This is a genomic window from Streptomyces sp. AC558_RSS880 (assembly GCF_019049255.1).
Classification (GTDB): Bacteria; Actinomycetota; Actinomycetes; order Streptomycetales; family Streptomycetaceae; genus Streptomyces.
Window position 1 is genome coordinate 153,928 of sequence record NZ_JAGMUJ010000040.1, and the last position, 18,422, is coordinate 172,349.

11 protein-coding genes and 1 tRNA gene are annotated in these 18,422 nt (G+C 71.4%); 4 read left to right on the forward strand and 8 right to left on the reverse strand.

All coding sequences use genetic code 11. The annotated features are described in order from the left end of the window. Positions 1 to 137 precede the first annotated feature (137 nt). Positions 138 to 1,124: an aldo/keto reductase gene (locus KUM38_RS17575; protein ID WP_217130320.1), complete on the forward strand. Its 987-nt coding sequence runs from the start codon at positions 138 to 140 to the stop codon at positions 1,122 to 1,124. Beyond that, positions 1,121 to 3,166: an ATP-dependent RecD-like DNA helicase gene (locus KUM38_RS17580; RefSeq protein WP_308408984.1), complete on the forward strand. Its 2,046-nt coding sequence runs from the start codon at positions 1,121 to 1,123 to the stop codon at positions 3,164 to 3,166. Before KUM38_RS17575 ends, KUM38_RS17580 begins: the two co-directional genes overlap by 4 nt. A 60-nt stretch (positions 3,167 to 3,226) precedes the next feature. Here the strand turns inward: KUM38_RS17580 and KUM38_RS17585 are convergent, their stop codons facing one another. Continuing rightward, positions 3,227 to 3,901: a hypothetical protein gene (locus KUM38_RS17585; protein WP_217130321.1), complete on the reverse strand. Its 675-nt coding sequence runs from the start codon at positions 3,899 to 3,901 to the stop codon at positions 3,227 to 3,229. Positions 3,902 to 3,948: 47 nt separating this feature from the next. On the opposite strand from KUM38_RS17585, the gene KUM38_RS17590 reads away from it, so the two are divergent. After that, complete coding sequence (locus tag KUM38_RS17590) at positions 3,949 to 4,137, forward strand: DUF5703 family protein (protein WP_026085313.1); 189 nt, start codon at positions 3,949 to 3,951, stop codon at positions 4,135 to 4,137. Positions 4,138 to 4,210: 73 nt separating this feature from the next. On the opposite strand, the gene KUM38_RS17595 is transcribed toward KUM38_RS17590, so the two are convergent. The 3 genes from KUM38_RS17595 to KUM38_RS17605 form a co-directional block, all read right to left on the reverse strand. Beyond that, a complete protein-coding gene (locus tag KUM38_RS17595; RefSeq protein WP_217130322.1) occupies positions 4,211 to 5,158 on the reverse strand; it encodes a chaplin in 948 nt (315 codons plus the stop codon). 166 nt (positions 5,159 to 5,324) lie between these two features. Continuing rightward, positions 5,325 to 5,558, reverse strand: coding sequence for a chaplin ChpH (gene chpH / locus KUM38_RS17600; protein WP_217130323.1), 234 nt, complete (start codon positions 5,556 to 5,558; stop codon positions 5,325 to 5,327). Positions 5,559 to 5,710: 152 nt separating this feature from the next. Further along, a complete protein-coding gene (locus KUM38_RS17605) occupies positions 5,711 to 7,036 on the reverse strand; it encodes a M20/M25/M40 family metallo-hydrolase (protein WP_217130324.1) in 1,326 nt (441 codons plus the stop codon). Positions 7,037 to 7,239: 203 nt separating this feature from the next. Between KUM38_RS17605 and KUM38_RS17610 the strand changes: the two genes are divergently transcribed. Next, a tRNA-Leu gene (locus KUM38_RS17610) sits at positions 7,240 to 7,327 on the forward strand. A gap of 89 nt (positions 7,328 to 7,416) precedes the next feature. On the opposite strand, the gene KUM38_RS17615 is transcribed toward KUM38_RS17610, so the two are convergent. From KUM38_RS17615 to KUM38_RS17630, 4 genes are all read right to left on the reverse strand, one after another. Beyond that, a complete protein-coding gene (locus KUM38_RS17615; protein ID WP_308408985.1) occupies positions 7,417 to 8,037 on the reverse strand; it encodes an HNH endonuclease in 621 nt (206 codons plus the stop codon). A gap of 122 nt (positions 8,038 to 8,159) precedes the next feature. Then, the gene (locus KUM38_RS17620; RefSeq protein ID WP_217130325.1) at positions 8,160 to 9,536 is read right to left on the reverse strand and encodes an AAA family ATPase; all 1,377 of its coding nucleotides are present in this window, start codon (positions 9,534 to 9,536) and stop codon (positions 8,160 to 8,162) included. A gap of 94 nt (positions 9,537 to 9,630) precedes the next feature. Then, complete coding sequence (locus KUM38_RS17625) at positions 9,631 to 11,775, reverse strand: UvrD-helicase domain-containing protein (RefSeq protein ID WP_217130326.1); 2,145 nt, start codon at positions 11,773 to 11,775, stop codon at positions 9,631 to 9,633. Beyond that, on the reverse strand, positions 11,775 to 18,419 hold the full coding sequence (locus KUM38_RS17630) for a DEAD/DEAH box helicase (protein WP_217130327.1): 6,645 nt from the start codon (positions 18,417 to 18,419) through the stop codon (positions 11,775 to 11,777). The genes KUM38_RS17625 and KUM38_RS17630 overlap by 1 nt, the downstream gene beginning before the upstream one ends. Between the last annotated feature and the right edge of the window lie 3 nt (positions 18,420 to 18,422).

Genomic DNA, 18,422 nt, shown 5'->3' on the forward strand with positions numbered 1-18,422 from the left:
CAGCGCGACTCACCCCAGGGCCACACCAGCACGGGGCACCCCGTACGGCACCGGACCCCGCAACCGCTCACCCCCTCGGGAAATCCGTTGTCCACAGGCCCCCACACCAAAGGCTCTGGCCAGTAATCTCGGCGTTCATGGAGCAGAGGCATCTCGGCCGTACCGGCCTGCGCGTGTCCCGGATCGGGCTCGGGACTCTGACCTGGGGTCGGGACACCGACGAGCACGACGCCGCGGACCTCTTGAAGACGTTCTGGGAAGCCGGCGGGACCCTCGTCGACACCGCCGACGTGTACGGCGACGGAGAGTCCGAGTACCTGCTCGGGAAGCTGATGGACGGGCTGGTACCGCGCCAGGACCTCGTCATCTCCACGAAGGCCGGGAGCGTACCCGACCCGGACCGCCGCTTCGACGGCTCGCGCGGCCATCTGCTCTCCGCCCTGGACGCCTCGCTCGCCCGCCTCGGCACCGACTACGTCGACGTGTGGCACATCCACGCCTACGACCCCGCCACCCCGCTGGACGAGACGCTCGCCGCGCTCGACATCGCCGTCGGCAGCGGGCGCGTGCGGTACGCCGGTGTCTCCAACTTCTGCGGCTGGCAGCTGGCCAAGGCGGCGACCTGGCAACTCGCCGCGCCGGGGGTGAGAACCCGGCTGGCGAGCACCCAGATGGAGTACTCGCTGCTCCAGCGGGGCGTGGAGCGCGAGGTCCTCCCCGCGGCCCTCGACCTGGGGATCGGGCTGTTGCCGTCCTCGCCGCTCGGCCGGGGCGTGCTCACCGGCAAGTACCGCAACGACTCCGCGCCGGCGGACTCCCGGGGTGCCTCGGAGCATCTCGCGCTGTTCGTCGAGCCGTATCTCGACGACACGGCGAGCCGCATCGTGGACGCCGTGACCACGGCGGCGGACGGGCTCGCCGTGACCGCGCTGCAGGTGGCCCTCGCCTGGGTCCGTGACCGGCCCGGTGTGGCCGCCCCCATCGTCGGCGCGCGCACCGCGCAGCAGCTCACGGCGGCGTTGTCAGTGGAGGCCCTTAGTCTTCCTGACGAGATCTGCCGGGCTCTCGACGACGTGTCGGCGCCCGTGCACCGCTATCCCGATCACGACTGGAGCACGCTGTGAGCACGGAGCCGCCCGAGACCGCGGAGGACGCCGAGGAGCCGGGGACGTCTGCCGAGGGCGCGCAGGTGTCCGAGGCCGAGGCCGAGCTGGCCGCGCAGCGCGTGGAGCGGGAGCGGATCGAGCGGCGGAAGGCGGAGCGGCAGGGGCCGATCGAGGCCGGGGGCAAGCTGAGCGGCACGGCCGCGGATCTGCTGGCCGCCGTACGGGCCGTGGAGAGCGGTGAGAAGCCGGCCGCCACCGTGTTCGCGGAGGCCGAACCCGCGCCGCGGCGGCCCGCTCCCGAGCCCGTGCGCCGGGTTCCGTCCGTGGCTCCGGGCCCGCTGGTTCCCGCCGCCGGTGCCGTCGAGGACGTGCGGGCGGTGCTGGTCCAGGGGGGTGCGCCGGAGGGGATCGCCGTACAGGCCGCCGGCGTGTTCGGGGACGGGGGCGCCGACGTGCTGCGCACCGATCCCTGGCAGTTGCTGCGGGTCCCCGGGGTGCGTCCCGAGCAGGCGGACGGGTTCGCCCGGGCGCTGCTCGGCGCCGAGGCCGGGCCGGACGACGAGCGGCGGGGGCGGGCGGTCACCGTGTGGCTGCTGGAGCAGGCCGCGCTGGCCGGACACACCGCGCTGGAGATGTCGGCGCTGGTCGCCGCGCTGGGGCGGCAGGGGGTGCCGGAGCCCGAGGAGACCGTGCAGAACGCCGTCTCGGAGGGGGACGTGCTCGTTTTCCAGGACGCCGTCGGCGAAGCCGGTGGCGCCGGGGAGGACGAGGAGCGGCCGGTTCGGGTGCTGGTGGGGCTGGAGCGGTGTGCGCTGGCCGAGGAGAGTCTGGCCGACGGGCTGGCCCGGCTGGTCAACTCCGTGACCGGGCAGGACGGTGCGGGTGAGGAGTGGGAGCGTGCGGCCGCCTCGGCGGAGGGTTCCGCGGGTGAGCTGATCCGGGCGGTCGCCGGGCACGGGCTGGTGCTGCACACCGGTGGGGAGGCCTCGCTGGCCGAACCGGCGGCGCTGGTGAGCGCCGCGCGGGAGCTGGGGTTGCGGGTCTGGGCCGCCGCCCACGGTCCGGTGGGGCGTGCCCGGTTCGCGGGCCTGGTCGGGGGGGCCGGGGTCGCCACCGTCGCCGGACTGCTGTCCGGTGCCGAGGGGCCCGGGCGGGACGCCGACGGGGCGCTGGAGGTGGATCTGCTGGTGGTGCTCGACGCTCCGCAGCTGGATGTCGAGACCGCCGCGCTGGTGACGGAGTCGCTGCCGGACGGGGCGCGGCTGGTGCTGGCCGGTGATCCGGGTGTGCTGTGGTCGGTGGGGCCGGGGCGGGTGTTCGCGGATCTGCTGGCGGCGCGGGTCTGCCCGCAGATCGCCTCGCGGCGGCCGGATCCCGGCCCGCTGGGTGAGCTGGTCTCGGGCATCGGCGTCGGCGAGCTGAACCAGGTGGCGGCGCCCGGCAAGGAGGTCGTGATCGTGCCGGTGCGGGACGCGGGGGAGGCCGTGCACCGGACCGTGCAGCTGGTGGTGGACTCGGTGCCGCGAGCGATCGGCGTGCCGGTCGAGGAGACCCAGGTGATCACTCCGGGGCACGGGGGTGCGGTGGGTACGCGTGCGTTGAACGCGGCGCTCAAGGAGCGGCTGAATCCGGGGCCGGGACGCTTCGGCGGATTCGACCCGGGTGACCGGGTCGCCTACTCCCCCGCTCCGGGTCGTGCGCTGCCGGGCCGCGTGGTGAGGGCCGACGGCGAGGGGTTGCACCTGGAGTGCGGGGGCGAGGAGGTCGTCGTACCGAGGGAGCGGGTGGAGTCGTCCGTGCGGCACGGGTGGGCGCTGACCGCGCACCAGGCGGTGGGCTGCCGGTGGCCCGCGGTGGTCGTGGTGCTGCCCGGTGACGCCGCACAGGCACTGAGCCGGCCCTGGGTGTACACGGCGTTCAGCAGGGCCGACCGGCATCTGTCCGTGGTGCACGGTGTGGAGCAGGCGCTGCCGCGTGCCGTGGCCGAGGTGGCGGCGAAGCCGCGGACCACCCGGTTGCCGGTGCTGCTGGCCCCGCAGGTTCCGGTGGCGGAGGGCTGAGCCGGACCCCCACGCGGGCGGCGGCACCGGAGGGCCGCCGCCCGCGTGGGGCGGGTGCGGTCAGCGGTCCGCGTCGAGGGGTTCCAGGTCCTCGTCCGGGTCCAGCTCGTCCTCCAGGTCGTCCTCGTCCTCGAGGTCCTCCTCGTCGTCGAAGACCGCGCTGACGTCGAAGCGGCACACCACCCGCTGCGGGTCCACCTGCTCGAACGGCGCCTCCAGCCACTCGCCGGGTTCCGCGGGGTCGTCCGATGCCGTCACCCAGAGCGTGGAGTCGCCTTCCTCCAGTCCGAACTCCTTGTGCCGGGAGGCGATCTCGTCCGGCTCGAACTCGCCGAACAGCAGGCCGAGCGCGCCGTGGACGGTGCCCGACGCCTCCGAGCCCTCGTCGTCGGCCGCCTCGATCCGCTGGGCGTGCGCGCGCAGCCGCTGGGGTTCCACGACGGCGTAGTCACGGCGGATCAGCACGCTGAGCGCGGCCGGTTCCTCGGGACCGGTGTACGGCGGCGCGTCCTCCGCGCCGGGGATCTCGAAGGGGGTGACCTCGTCGTAGCGGTCGTAGAGCAGTTCGTCGTACGCCTCCGCGGCCGCGGCCAGCTGGTTGAACGCCTCGTAGACGGCCGGGTCGTCCTCACCCGACCGTCGTTCGACCGCGGCCAGGTGGCGGTCGAGCGCGGTCTTCACCGCCTCGGCGGCGGCGCGTACCTCGGCAGCGGTGGGCTGCGCAGCATCAGACATAGTGCAGACGCTATCCGTACCGGGGCCCGGCCCGCACAATAGATGCGATGCCGGAATACGAATTTGTCGACGTGCACGTACCGCGCGGGGTCTCCCGCAAGGAGACGGCACGTCTGCTGACGGACCATGCAGAGTACGGTCACTGGGAGTTGTACCGCCTGACGCTGATGCGTGACGGCAGTCGCAGGGTGCGGCTGCGGAGGCGGATCATCCGCCAGGTGCGCGCCACTTGGTGATCTTCGACACCCGACCGGAATCACACGACGGAGCGGACCCCGCGGTCGCGGGGTCCGCTCCGTGTGTCCGGTGTCACGCGGCGGTCCGTGCCTTGCGGTAGAGGACCGCGCCGGCGAGCAGCGCGCCCGCGCCGACGGGCAGGACGAGCCCCAGCGGCAGCTCGCTGCCGGTCTGCGCGAGCTGCGCGTCGTGCCGGGGGTGGGTGAGGGAGTGGACGCCCTGCTGGTCGTCGGCCGACGGGCGGTCCGGGGTGCCCGGCTCGTCGCCGGGGTGCTCCGGGCTGCCGGGGTGCTCGGGGCTGCCGGGGTGCTCGGGGCTGCCGGGGTCGCCCGGGTCGCCGGGGTCGCCGGGCTGTCCCGGGGTGTCGTGGCCCGAGCCGCCGTTCGCGCAGCCGTTGCCCTCGGTGGCGTTGCCGGCGCCGAGGATGTCGACGCTGTTGCCGCAGACGTTCACCGGGATGTGGATCGGTGCCTGGATGTGGTTGCCGGAGCCCACGCCGGGCGAGCCCTCGGCATGGCCGCCGGCGTGCGAACCGCCGTGGCCGCCGGAGTCGCCGTACCCACCCGAGGAAGAGCCACCCTGGTTGGCACAGGAGTTCCCCACCGACGGGTTGAGGACACCGACCACGTCGACCGTGTTCCCGCAGACGTTCACCGGCACATGCACCGGCGCCTGCACCGTGTTCCCGGAGAGCACACCGGGCGAGCCCTCGGCATGGCCACCGGCGTGCGAACCGCCGTGGCCGCCGGAGTCGCCGTACCCGCCCGAGGAAGAGCCACCCTGGTTGGCACAGGAGTTCCCCACCGACGGGTTGAGGACACCGACCACGTTGACCGTGTTCCCGCAGACGTTCACCGGGATGTGGATCGGCGCCTGCACCGTGTTCCCGGAGCCCACGCCGGGCGAGCCGGCGGCGTGGCCCGTCGCGCCGGAGTCGGCGTGGGCGGTCCCGCCCGCGGCGGCGAGTACGCCCGTGGCCGCCGCCATCGTCATCAGGCCCTTGCGGGTGACCTGTCGCATTGCTGAAATCCCTGCCTTCGACCTGGTGCCGGGAATCGGCGTTCCGCAGGATTCCCGGTGTTCCGACGTTCGATGAGAGCGGTCGGCCCCGGAGCGCATGGCGCACGCTCCGGGGCCGACGGGCTCAAGCCCTCAGCGGGCGTGCCCTAGAGGGCGAGGCACAACGTCACTTGTTGATGCAGACGTTGCCGAAGGCGGGGTTCAGCAGCCCGATCACGGAGATCGTGTTGCCGCAGACGTTCACGGGGACGTGGATCGGGGCCTGCACGACGTTGCCGGAAAGGACACCCGGGGAGTGCGCGGCAACACCCTGGGCACCGGAGTCGGCGGCGGCCATGCCCGCGCCCGCGAGAACCAGACCACCGGTGGCAGCCGCGACGGCGACGACCTTCTTGAGCATTATTCCTCCTAGTTGGCAAAGCGATCCAAAGTCGCGGATCACATCACGGCTAACGAGGACGGAGTAATGAGGCTACGAGCTTATCGTCGCATTCACTCTTCCCGGTCAACTCTGTACGCCTGCACGATTATTGAGTTCATCGGGTAACCGCCTCAGGAGGCGTCGAGGAAGCGGTCGAGCACCCGCACACCGAACTTCAGACCGTCCACCGGCACCCGCTCGTCGACCCCGTGGAACATGCCGGCGAAGTCCAGCTCCGGGGGGAGCTTGAGGGGCGCGAAGCCGAAGCCCCGGATGCCGAGGTCGTCGAAGGACTTGGCGTCCGTTCCGCCGGAGAGCATGTACGGGATGGCCTTCGCGGCCGGGTCCTCGGCCACCAGCGCGGACTGCATCGCGTCCACGAGGGCTCCGTCGAACGTGGTCTCGACGGCCTTGTCGGAGTGGACGTCCTCGCGCCGCACCTTCGGACCGAGGATCCGGTCGAGGTCGGCGAGGAACTCCTCCTCGTGTCCGGGCAGGAACCGACCGTCCACGTGCGCGGTCGCCTCGCCCGGGATGACGTTGACCTTGTAGCCCGCGCCCAGCTGGGTGGGATTGGCGGTATTGCTCAGTGTCGCGCCGATGAGCTTGGCGATGCCGCCGAGCTTGGCGAGGGTCCCCTCCATGTTCTCCGGGTCGAGCTCGGTCCCGAGGGCGTCGCCCAGTTCGTCGAGGAAGGCCCGGGTCGTCTTCGTGACGCGGACGGGGAACTTGTGCCGGCCGAGACGCGCGACGGCCTCCGACAGCTCGGTGATGGCGTTGTCGCGGTGGATCATCGACCCGTGCCCGGCGGTGCCGGCCACGGTCAGCTTCATCCAGTGCATGCCCTTCTCGGCGGTCTGGATCAGATACAGGCGGCGCTGCTCGCTGACGGTGAACGAGAAGCCGCCCACCTCGCTGATCGCCTCGGTGACGCCCTCGAAGAGGTGCGGGTGGTTGTCGACCAGGTGGCGGGCGCCGTACGTGCCGCCGGCCTCCTCGTCCGCGAGGAAGGCGAGGACGATGTCGCGCGGGGGCTTGCGGCCGCTGCGCAGCCGGTCGCGGACGACCGCGAGGGTCATCGCGTCCATGTCCTTCATGTCGACGGCCCCGCGCCCCCACACGCATCCGTCGGCGATCTCGCCGGAGAAGGGGTGGTGGGTCCAGTCGGCGGCGTTGGCCGGTACGACGTCGGTGTGGCCGTGGATGAGCAGCGCGGGCCGCGACGGGTCCTCGCCCTCGATCCGGGCCACCGTGGAGGCTCGTCCGGGGTGCGACTCGAAGATCTGCGGCTCGAGTCCCACTTCGGCGAGCTTCTCGGCGACGTACTCGGCCGCCTTGCGCTCGCCGGGGCCCGAGTGGTCGCCGTAGTTGCTGGTGTCGATCCGGATCAGCTCGCGGCAGAGGTCCACGACCTCGTCCTCACCGGTGACGCTCCTGGCCGTGTCCGTCTCGCTCACGTGCTTCCTCCCGCTGCTGGTGTTCCCGCTGGTGGGTCGTCCCCTCATCCTCCCTCCCCCGCGGTCGCGCCCCAAGACCCGGCCCGGCCCGTCACACGCCGTTCACGCGACGGCGCGGCCGGGCGGGGGTGATCGGCCACCCCGGAACACCTGGTAATGTTTACGTCGTCGCCACGGGGGAAACCCCGCGCGACAGACACCTTGTCCGGGTGGCGGAATGGCAGACGCGCTAGCTTGAGGTGCTAGTGCCCTTTATCGGGCGTGGGGGTTCAAGTCCCCCCTCGGACACCAGCAAGATCGAGATGGACCCTTAATCATCAAGGGTCCATCGTCGTTTTCCCTCCAGCCGACAGCTCACGCGCAAGCGGACGTGGACCAGGTCAGGTCTCAGGCAAAAGAACTGTACGTACCTCCGGGTCACGCAGCAGAGCGAGGACTTCGGACTCGTCCACGAAGATGTCTTCGGCACCAGGGGCGAGCGCCTGGTGGAACATGGCATGGACGACGTCGGCAGTCGGCTGCTCCCAGATGGTGGCCGCGCAGTCCGCGGCGTCCTCCAGGTCACCCTTGTCGACGGCGACGCGCCATTCCCTCAGGAGGAGTGGGGTGATCCGGTAGGCGTTGAGGCGTCCTCGGACGAGGATGCCCCGGTTGAGGCCGAAGACCTTGATCGTCTCCTTACCCTTGTCCGTAAGGTGCACGTACACGCCAGTGGCAAGCGAGAGGTGCAGATGCGCCGCGGGGTCCTCGCTGCTCGGGTCGACGAGCAGGGGCGTGCCGTCGGCGGCGAGCGGGAAGACGTCGCGCTTCAGATGGCTGTTGCACAGGGAGCACGCCAGCAGGTGGTTGCTCCAGTCGAAGGTCCGTAACGGATTCTCGCGGACGGGCTCGAAGTGGTCGATGTCCGTGCCCTGGTTGTCTCCGCAGTACATGCAGCGTTCCAGGCCGGGTGCCATCTCCGCCAGGGCTGAGCGCAGGGCCGGGTGTATGTGCCTCCGCACAGTCGTGTGCTTCCATAACTGCTTCGCCCGCTGCCGTGGGACGGGTGCCTGCCTGATGTCGTCCGTGTGACCGGACATCTCCGTCAGGGTCTGTTGCGGGAGGGCTCCTCGCGTGATGCGGATCATGAATCGCCCCGTGCGCGGCCCGAGTGGCGCCGGGCCGTGATCTCGTCGACACGGGTCGCGGGGGAACTGGTCAGCTTGCGCTTCAGAGCCCGGTAGTGCGCCTTCTCCACCTCACTGGCACGGCCACGCACCACGTCCATTTCCAGGGCGATGAGCTCCTCCCGCTTCTCCTCGGCCTTCTCCGAGTACGGAGTGTCGAGCCCGAACAGGTCGGAAAGTACGGCGTCGTCCCCGCTGCCGAAGATGACGCGGTCGTAGAGGTGCTCGGGCACGACTTCCACCGGGCTGTCCTCGTCCGGGCCCGGGAGTCGGATCAGACCGCCCGGGTCGGCCGCCTGGCAGATGTACGGGCTGTGCGTGGTGACGATGAACTGGATGTTCGGGAAATGCGCCTTCAACCAGCCACCGATCCGCTTCTGCCACGAGACGTGCAGATGGGCGTCGATCTCGTCGATGATGACGACCCCCGGACTCGGCACGTTCGGAACACCGTCCGTCGTGTCGAGGACGAGTTCGCCGTAGGCGTCGTGGATCTGCTTGAGGATGTCCACTACCAGGGCGGCCACCGTACGGTAGCCGTCGCTCATCTCACGCAGCGGGAACTTGTGGTTCCGGTTTATGACCCACAGGCCCTCGGAGTCGACGCTGTCGACGCGGTAGTCGTCGGGGAGCAGATCGTCACCGAGGATGGCCAGTGCGGCAGCCTTGAGGTCCCGGGCACCCTCACGGTCCTCGAAGGCGCGCAGATGCTGCTCGATGAGCCAGCTCACGCCCTCCGCCAAGGAGGCGTCCTCGTGGAAGAGACTGGTCAGCCGGGCAACGGGGCCTGAGGTGGACATCAGCCGTTGGATGTCGCTGGAGCCACCGGCCAGTCTACGGAAGGGACCGTACCCCGCGCAGAACCATCCCACGGGGTTGTCGGCCCACGGGCCGCGCAGGGCGACAGGCCGCTCCTTCTGGTAGCCGATGGGCATCAGCGACGGCTGGCCGGTCCTGCTGGACCCCGGCTTGCCGGACAGTGACCCCTCGTTCGACGCGGTCCACCGCAGCCCGGCCCAGATGGGCAGGGCCGGGCGCCTCCCTCCCGTGAACTCGTCGTCCTCGGGATCGTGGACCAGGCACACCTCCGCCTTCGCCACCCTCTCGTCCCTGGCGACCCAGGTGTCGAACCCGGGGACGAGACTCCGGGCGACGGCCGGTCCGCTGACCGCCAGGGCGAGCGCGCGCAGCAGCGTCGTCTTACCCGAGCCGTTCCGGCCGGCCAGTACCGTCCAGCCGGCGTAGGAGCCGTCGGGCCGGGTCAGGTCCAGGTCGACTGTGCGCGCGCCGTGGAACGACCTGATGTTCCTTAGGCGCAGATTCTTTAGGTACATATCTCGTCCGCCCACATCCCGATCTGAGGCGAGAGCCGAACAGCGGTTGGCCCCGCGGCGACTGTAACGCGCTGCTCCGACAAATCACCCCAGGTCAGTGGCTTCCTTCCAGGAACGGGCTGCGTTTCCCCGCCCAGGTGACGGCAAGCTGTTCGCGCGCCCGGGTGGCGGCGACGAACAGCAGGGAGCGTTCGCGCTGCAGGTCGCGCTGGTACTGGAGGCGGTCCTCGGAGGCGGGGGTGACGGCGCCGGACTGCGGCACGTGGTCGGCGCCGACGCCGATGATCGCGACCGCCCGGTACTCCAGCCCCTTGATCCGGTGCATCGTCATCACGTGCACTCCGGAACCGATCTCCGGGGTCTGCCGCGGCATCACCTGGACGGCCTTGATCTTCGCGCTCTTCAACGCCTCCACCGCCGCCCTGACGAGCTTGTTGGTCCGGGCGGTGACGACGATCTCGTCCTCCTTCAGGCCCTCGGCCAGCCAGTCCTTGACCCGCGCGGCCAGCCCCGAGAGCTCGGCGGCTGTGGAGGGGTACTCGACGAGTTCAGGCTTGGCTCCGCCGAGGACGGACCGGTAGCCGCCGAGGTCCTCGGTCGAGTCGTCGAGGTCGTCGAAGCGCGCGTCGCCCAGCAGGCTCAGGGAGGTGCCGAGGATCTGCCGGGTCGTGCGGTAGTTCAGGGTGAGTCGCTTGGAGCGCCCGCCTCGCACGTTGATGCCGTGGGCGCTCAGCGGGGTCTGGTTGCCGTAGATCCTCTGGTGGGCGTCGCCGACGATGAACAGGTCGTCCTCGCCGTCCGGGACCAGCGCCCGCAGCAGCTTCCAGTGCGCGGCGTGCAGGTCCTGGGCCTCGTCCACGACGATGTGCCGGTACGGCCGCGTCTCGTCGTTCCATCCGGAGGCGATCCGGGCGGCCTGCGCGGCGAGCTGGGTGACGCCGACCTCGCCGGCCGCGTCCAGGCGGTGCTCGAAGGCTTCGATCAGGCCCCACACCTGGGCGCGTTCGGGACGGTTGAGGCGCCGGCCGCGTCCGGCCCGGCTGGCGGTGAGGTACTCGTCCCGGCTGCGTACGTCCTGGGCGAGCACGACCTGCTTCCACTCGGCTTCCAGGAAGCGTGCGTCCCAGCGGTGCGGCTGCTGCTCCTCGGCCAGCTCCTCCCAGCGACTGCGGATCTCGTCGTCGCCGAGGGGTTTCGGGGTCTTGGCTCCGAAGATGTCCTTGGCTATGCCGTAGGAGACCTTGTCGATGTTGCGGACGTCGACCTTCGCGGCGAGCTGTGCGCCGCCGAGGTCCTCCAGCAGGGAGCGCAGCAGGTCGGCGAGGGTGGTGGTGTAGGTGGTGAGCAGGATCGCCTGGCCCGGCGGCATCCGCTCGGCCAGGGCCTTGACCCGGTGGAGGGCCACGACGGTCTTGCCCGTGCCGGGGCCGCCGGTGACGCGCACCGAGCCCTTGTTGGGGGTCTTACGCTCGGCCAGGGCGCGCTGTGCCGGGTGCAGGAAGATCCGCCAGGCCGACAGCGGCTCGGACATGATCTGCTTGAACTCGGCGACGTCGCCGGTGATGACGAACGACTCCTTGGTGGCGGGGCGCTCGTTGGCGGCTTCGTAGTCCTCCGGGTCGACGGTGTCGCTGGTGGCGGCCACCGAGCTGACGTGTTCCCAGACCTGCTCGACGGTCATGCCGTCGGCGAGGCAGAGGATCACGTCCCGGGCGAGTTTCGGCAGGTGCTCGACGAAGCCGAGGATGGCGTCGACGCTGCGGATCTCGCGCAGGGCGGGGACAACCGAGGGGTGGACGCCGAGCCGGTCGAAGTCCGCGTCGGAAACCTCGGCGAAGACCGACGGCTCGGCCTGCTCGGCGGGGGCCTTGGCGGGCTGTCCGCTGAGGGTGCCCTCGACGCTCGCCAGGTTGATCAGCTCGACGCCGCCGGTGACCTTGTTGATGTCGAAGATGATGTGGGAGGCGAGGGTGTAGGCATCGTCGTGCGGCAGGACCGCGACCAGGTAGTAGATCCGGTCGGCGTAGTGCATCAGCACGGCCCGGAAGTTGTCGTTGATCCTGGCCGTGCGGACCCGCTTGTCGCGGCCGCCCTTCGGCGGCTTGAGGTTGAGTCCGTTGGCGTCCGGATCGCGCTGCATCTTCATGATGAACTGCAGCACCTGCGCCTGGACGGCTCCGTCCAGGGCGTCGTAGTACTTGCCGAAGACGTCAGCCATGACGACCTGGGCCTTGGACATCAGCGGTTCTCCAAACGCTCGGCCAGCTCGGCCACATCAACAGTTTCCGCGTGGGCGACGTGCCAGCCGGCCGCCGCGAACGCCGCGTCGCGGTCCTCGTTCATGTCGAGGAAGACCGCCACCTTGGCGTCGGGCCAGGCGAGTTCCGCCTGTTCCGGCATCCGCTCGTCGAGTTCGAAGCCGACCTCGGGAGCGTCGAAGCGGCGTGTCCGCGCTTCCTTCACCAGGTCGAACAGCAGCTTCTCGGCCTGTGGTGCGGCCCATTCGACCGCTTCCGCCCACGGCTGCGGCAGCTGCTCGAGCACACCGCTCGTAGTGGGCAGCGCACCGGCGAGCAGGGCGACCGCGTGCGCGTCCAGCTGTCCGGCCGTGGACAGGGCCACCTGATGGAACGAGCGCGGCAGCGCGGGGCCGTGGGCGCCGGTCAGCAGTTGCAGCAGGTTGGACCAGCGCAGCCAGTCGGCCCAGCGCCGGCGGTGGGCGGGCTCGGCAACGGCCTCGTCGCGGTCGTCCAGGACGGTGAAGGCCGACCAGGCGGACATGCCCGGCTGGCCGGTCGAGGGTTCGGGCCTCCGGTCGAGCAGTCCGATGACGCGCAACCCGCCCGGAGTTCGGGCGTCCAGCGCCATGGCGTCGGGGGCGGCCTGGCCGGCAGGCGCCGACAGGGGGTCCCCGGCCAGTATCCGCGGCAGTCCCTCGCCCACGGCCTGCCGGTCGACCGGCTGCCGCGTGGCTCCGCCACCGGCGAAGCCGCCGATGAGGGCGGCGGCCTTGCGGGACCACTTCTCCGCGTCGGGGTCGGCCAGGACGGCCAGCAGGGTCTCGATCGGGTTGCGCAGCACCGGGTCCAGGGTGTCCTCCGAGCGCGGGCCGCCGATCAGGGTCTGGTGGATCTGCCGAGCGGTCCGCAGCGCGTTGTCGCCGAGGAGCGGTTCCGCGGGCGTGCGTACCTCGCGGTCCGCCGAGGTCCCCTCCACGGCGGCCTTCCAGGCCATGACGTCGGTGTGGGTGAACTGCCACACCTGTGTGCCCTCGGCCCGCAGCGCCTCGCGCTTAGCCGCGTCGTCGGCGATCCGGTTGATGCCCGCGCTGGCGTGGTAGGCGTAGCCGTCGAGGAAGACCGCGATGCGGGTGGAGGGCCCGTCGATCCGCGTCAGCAGGTAGTCCGGTTCGCTGGGTGCGGAGGTCAGCTGGCGTACGTGGTCCTGGAAGAGCCAGCGGGTGGTGCCGTCGTCGGGCCGGGTGAAACGCAGCTCGTACTCCATGCCGCGCTCACCGGCGCGGGGCGTCACCGTGCCGGTCTCCTTCTTGCGGTTGCCCCAGTCGACGAGGGTGCGGACGAACTGGGCCTCCAGTTCGCTGTCGGCGAGCTGGTCGATGCGCACGCCGGACAGGGTGTCGACGTCCTCGGTGTCCCAGTCCGTCAGGATCTCGTCCAGCAGCTCCCTGGCGACGCGCAGCGACACGTGGGGGTGTTCGTCGCTTCTGACGTGTGGCAGCAGGCAGCGGTGGCAGGGGGTGCGCACGTTCTCCTTGCCGCAGGGGCAGTCCCGCAGCGCGGTCTGGGCGAGGGTCAGCACCCGGTGCAGCACGGTGCGGTCGGCGAGGTGTTCCAGGTAGCCCGTGCCGCCGGGCATGGAGTCGTGCAGGACGAGGAACCGGCGGCGCAGTTCCTGTGTGCCGCCCGGCATGGTGGCGGTGACGACCCGCAGGTGGTCGGGGGCGCCGCCGAAGTGCTTGGTGATGCCCAGCAGCAGCGCCGCCTTGAACGACACCAGCCGGGTCTCCAGGTGCAGGGTGGAGAAGGGCAGCAGGATGCGCAGCGCCTGGGTCGTCAGCTCGTGGGCGAGGACGAGCCGCTGTACCGGTTCGGCGTCGATCCCGTCGTCCTTGTGACCGCACCAGTACGCGTGCCGGGTGCCGATCCGCTGGGCCTTGCGGTCCCACGCCTGCGGATGCACGCCGCGTACGGCCCCGCACTCCAGGCAGGTCTCGAAGCCGGGGACCTGGACCTGCTCCCCGGCGATCTGGTGCTCGGGGCCCGCGGCGGCGGCCGGGCCGAGGTTCAGCGTGCGGATGGTGGCCTCCCGCGCGAACTCGACACCGAACGGCAGGTCCCCCTTCCGCTTCCAGGCCCGCAGTCCCTGGGGCTGGTCCGGGTCGATGTCGACCAGTGTGAGGTCGGAGAACCGGCGTCGTTCGCGCTCGTCGCGCTCGTCGGTGAGCCGCGCGTCCTCGCGGCGTTCGCGGGCGGTGACGCGTTCGGGCACGAGGACGGTGTGGAGGGCGCCCGGGTCGCCGATCTGCGCGGCCTGGCAGCGCGGGCAGGCGGTCAGGTCGGGTCCGGTCTCGGCGGTGGCGACGTAGCCGCACTCCGGGCACAGCCGCCACTGGGCGTACGCGGTGTCGCCCTCGCCGGCGCCCAGGTCCACGCCGTTGACGATGTACTTGTAGCCGTCGCTGTGGAAGGTGTTGCCGGGCGCGAGTTCCAGCAGGCCGGTGCGCGAGCCGCGCCCGTACTCGGTCAGTTTCTCCTGGAACTCGCCGTCGGCGTCCTTCCACCACAGGGTGGCGTCCAGGAGCGTGGCGTCGTCGTGCAGCGTGTAGTTGGGCAGCAGGCCGAGCCGGACCATGGCGTTGACCGAGTTCTCGCCGACCAGCGCGTCCCGGCGCTTGTTGACGGACCTGCGCTCCGCGTAGAGCTGGCGGCGCTGTTCGTCGCGTTCGCGGTCGCCGGAGGCGGTGGACAGGGCGTCGAAGGCGCGGCCGATCTGCCGGGAGCGGGAGCGCAGTGCCTCCAGGCGCTTGCGCCAGGCGGTGGCGGCCTTGCCCACCGACTCCTCCAGCTTCAGCGCGGCGAACTGCCGCAGCCCCTGTTCGGCCTCCGGCGACATGGCGGGGAAGAGCGCGATGAAGGCAGAGGCGAGTTCGGCGTGGCGGGCCTGGGCGACGTCCAAGAAGCGGCGGAACCAGCCGCCTTCGGCCAGCCCGCGGGTGAAGAGCCCGCCGATGCGGTGCGGCATGGGCTCCTCGGGCGTCGCCGTCCCCTGCCACAGGCTGCGGTCCGCGGCCCGGTCCAGCAGGTACGCCAGGTACTGGCGGTGCAGGATCTCGGAGGCGTCGAGGTAGCAGTCCGGCGGGATGATCCGCCCGGCGAGCATCTGCTCGGGGGCGTGCAGGTAGTACTGATTGCGGGCGCCGCGCGGGACGAAGGTGACGGTGAGCGAGTTGCCGGTGCTGCGTCCGGCGCGGCCGATGCGCTGCGCGTAATTTGCGGGCGCGGGCGGCAAGGAGGCCAGCAGTACGGCGGACAGGTCGCCGATGTCGATGCCGAGTTCGAGGGTGGGCGTGCAGGTCAGCACGTTCGGGTCGAAGGGCGCGCGGCGCAGTTTGAAGGCCTGCTCGACCTCTTCGCGGCGGGCCCGGCTGAGGGCGCCCGTGTGCTCGGCGGTGAGGACGTCGCCGGGACGGTCGACGGTGTAGAGGCGGCGGTAGTAGTCGTCGCGGTAGTCGCGGTCGTCGGTGGTGAACGTGCCGGTGCACTGGAAGCGCAGGCAGGGGGTGCCGAGCCAGTCGTCGCGCCGGCCGGGTGGCACGGTGTGGCGCCAGGTGCAGTTGTCGCAGCGGACGCCGTAGTCGTTGACGGCGGCGCCGTAGGCGTCGTCGGGCGAGGAGGGGTCGGTGGCGAGGCTGTGCACCATGATGGTGCGCGGCCGGAGCGCGAAGACGGTCGAGCCGCCGTCGCCGGGGTAGGTGGCCAGCACCTCCCGCTGGGCCAGTAGCTTCATCGCCTGCTCGGCGACGGCGCGGGCCTCGTGCCGCGTGCAGCCGAGGGCCCGGTGGCCCCAGTCGGCGAACCAGGTGTTGTCGCGGGTGAGCGAGTCGAAGTCGGATGTTCCGAGCTTGCCGAGGATCGGGAAGGTCGGTGCGGCCAGACCGCGTGGGAAGGCGGGCATCCCGGTGGGCCGTCCGCCCCAGATCGGCCAGCGGCGGGCGCCGGCCTGCGCGATGTACTCCTTCAGCCAGGGGTGGAACAGCGCGCCGCGCAGCCGCATCCGCTCGAGGAGCCCGCGCAGGTATACCTGGTACGCGGTGTCGTCGGTGGGGAGCGTGATCTGCCCGGGGAGGCGCTGGTGGGCCTCGCGCAGCAGCGCGGCGACGGTGGCGGCGTCGGGCAGCTCCACCTCGGCGGCGGCGGTGCGGGTCAGTTCAAGGGTGCGGCCGAGGCGGGAGCGCAGGCCGAACTCCATCAGCGTCTGGAAGACCATGCGGTCCTGCAGCATGTACGCGCCCGCGTCGCTGAACCCCTCGCCGGTGAGGAGGGTGCGGATCTCCGGGTTGTCCCGCAGGTCGGGCGGGACGATCGAGGCGAGTTTGCTCCGCTCGCCCTTCTCGGCGGCCGTCACGACGGCTTCGGCCGCGTCGGTGGCGAGGTCGTGCACGGCGACGGGGACGCCCGGCTTGAGTTGCTCGGCAAGCAGGCCGCGGAAGGTGAAGCCGAAGCTGCGGTTGGCGATGAACGCGGCCCGGTGCGTGGCGTCCTGGACGGAGTCGGTGAACACGAGCAGTTTGCGCTCGTCGTCGGTCAGGCCACGGTCGGAGAAGAGCTGGGTGGTGGTGACGGAGGCGAGGGTGGCAGTGCCCGCGCCGAGGAAGCGCATGCCGTCGGAGAGGTCGCAGGAGGGGCACCTGTCCCCCGTCCCGGCAGGGATCGGCCCGGGGACGGTGAGCACCGGCACGGTCTCGCTGCCGGCTACGGTCCGCAGCTCGCCTTCCTCAGCGTGCAGGAAGACGGGGGTGTGCTCGCCGGGCCTGGCGCGGATCATCCAGCGCACGGCGCGGTTGTTCTGGGCGGAGGCCCGGTAGATCTCCAGCGGCTTGGTCTTGAGGTGCTGCCACTCCAGGTCCGTGGAGAGCGCCGCCCAGCCCGAGCGTCCGCAGTGACGGCAGTACACGGCGGGCAGGTGGGCCCGGTAGGCCGGGCCGACGGGCCGGACGAACGGGGCCGGGGCATCGGTGCCGGTGTCCTTCTCCGCTTCGGCGTCGGCGGTGCCGTCCACCTCGGCGGCGGGGTAGATGGCGAGGTTGGCCGGGTTGGGCTGGGTGTCCCCGGTGGGGCCGTCGTCGTCGAACCAGCGGAAGTGCGGGGTCGCCGTCGCAGCGCGGATGACACGGCGCACCTCACGGACCCAGAGCTGAGCCTCGACGCGCAGGAACGGGCCGATGCGGCCGGTTTCCGGGTCCTGGGCGCGAGCCGTCGACACGAGTGCGAGGAGCCGGGCGAGGCCGGTCGCGACCAGGTTGACGTCCGTACGGGCCGCCTCGTCCCAGGCCGCGCCGCCACCGCGTTTGGCGAACTCCCGGGCGATGTCGGGGACGGTGACGGGGAGGTAGCCGGCGACGTCGAGGAGGGCCCGGATGAGGTTGTGCTGGCGGAGTTTCCTGCCGAGTTCGAGGGGGTCGGCGAAGTCCATGCCGACGACGAGTTCCGCCAGTCGGTGGATGGCGGTGGGGTCGTTGAGGGGGTCGGGGATCGCGGCGAGGGCCACCGGTGAGGGGACGGGGAGGAGGAAGTCCGGCTCGGCGACGAAGTCGGCGGGTGACTGGCGGTCCTCGCCGATGAGGGCGGTGTCGGGGAAGGGCGTTCCGAAGACCTTCTCGGCGAATTCGAGGAGGAGTTCGCGGTCCGACTTCTGCGGGCCGTCGGCGTCCGGGGCGACCTTGTCGGCGGAGGCACCGCCGCCGAGGGTGGCGGAGGTGGCGACGGGAGTGATCGTGCCGAGCGGGCGGCCCGGCTCCGCCTTGCCGGTGGCCGCGCCGAGGCGGCGCAGCAGCATGGCGACGTCGGTTCCCTGGGCTCCGTCGTAGGTGTGGAACTCGTCCAGAACGACGTAGGTCAGCCCACCGTCCTTCCAGAGCGGGACGTCCGGGACCCGCTGGAGGAGGAGGTCCAGCATCTTGTAGTTGGTGAGGAGGAGGTCCGGTGGGTTGGCCCGGATCGCCTCGCGGTCGGTGATCAGGCGGCTGTCGGGCGACAGCTGGGCGGGGGTGATCGTGCTCGCGCCGGCCTCGCGGGCGTAGGAGCCGGGGGCGTCCTCGTCCTCGTCCTCCGGAGGGCGGTTTCCGGCGGTCCCGCCGATGTAGACGCCGGCGGTGACGGAGGAGAGGGCGGGGTTCTCGGCGAGCAGGTCGTCGATGCGGCGGGCCTGGTCGTCGGCCAGCGCGTTCATCGGGTAGAGCAGGAGGGCTTTGACGCCCTTCACTCCGGCGGCTCGGGCGCGGGCACAGTGGTCCAGGATCGGGATGAGGAACGACTCCGTCTTGCCGGAGCCGGTGCCGGTGGTGACGATCGTCGGCTCGGGGGCGTGGCCCGCCTTGCTGGACAGGCGTTGCCAGGCGGTGGCCTGGTGGGTGTAGGGGCGGAAGCCGTCGGGGTACCAGTCAAGGGCCTGTTCCCAGCCCCGGGGTGCCTCCCGGAAGGGGGTGCGGACACGGAGGTACGGGCCGCGGAAGAGCCTGCTCTCCGGCCGCTCCAGGAACGCCTCGAGCTCCTCGCGGACGTCGTCGTCGGCGAGCGCGAAGCTCGTCGTCAGGTACGCGGCGAGGGCACGACGCAGATCCTCGGCGGCCAGAGAGGGAAGCATGGC

Coding starts and splice junctions, on each gene's coding strand:
- KUM38_RS17575 (WP_217130320.1), top strand. CDS start 138: ATGGAGCAGAGGCATCTCGGCCGTACCGGCCTGCGCGTGTCCCGGATC.
- KUM38_RS17585 (WP_217130321.1), bottom strand. CDS start 3,901: ATGTCTGATGCTGCGCAGCCCACCGCTGCCGAGGTACGCGCCGCCGCC.
- KUM38_RS17590 (WP_026085313.1), top strand. CDS start 3,949: ATGCCGGAATACGAATTTGTCGACGTGCACGTACCGCGCGGGGTCTCC.
- KUM38_RS17595 (WP_217130322.1), bottom strand. CDS start 5,158: ATGCGACAGGTCACCCGCAAGGGCCTGATGACGATGGCGGCGGCCACG.
- chpH (WP_217130323.1), bottom strand. CDS start 5,558: ATGCTCAAGAAGGTCGTCGCCGTCGCGGCTGCCACCGGTGGTCTGGTT.
- KUM38_RS17620 (WP_217130325.1), bottom strand. CDS start 9,536: ATGTACCTAAAGAATCTGCGCCTAAGGAACATCAGGTCGTTCCACGGC.
- KUM38_RS17625 (WP_217130326.1), bottom strand. CDS start 11,775: ATGTCCAAGGCCCAGGTCGTCATGGCTGACGTCTTCGGCAAGTACTAC.
- KUM38_RS17630 (WP_217130327.1), bottom strand. CDS start 18,419: ATGCTTCCCTCTCTGGCCGCCGAGGATCTGCGTCGTGCCCTCGCCGCG.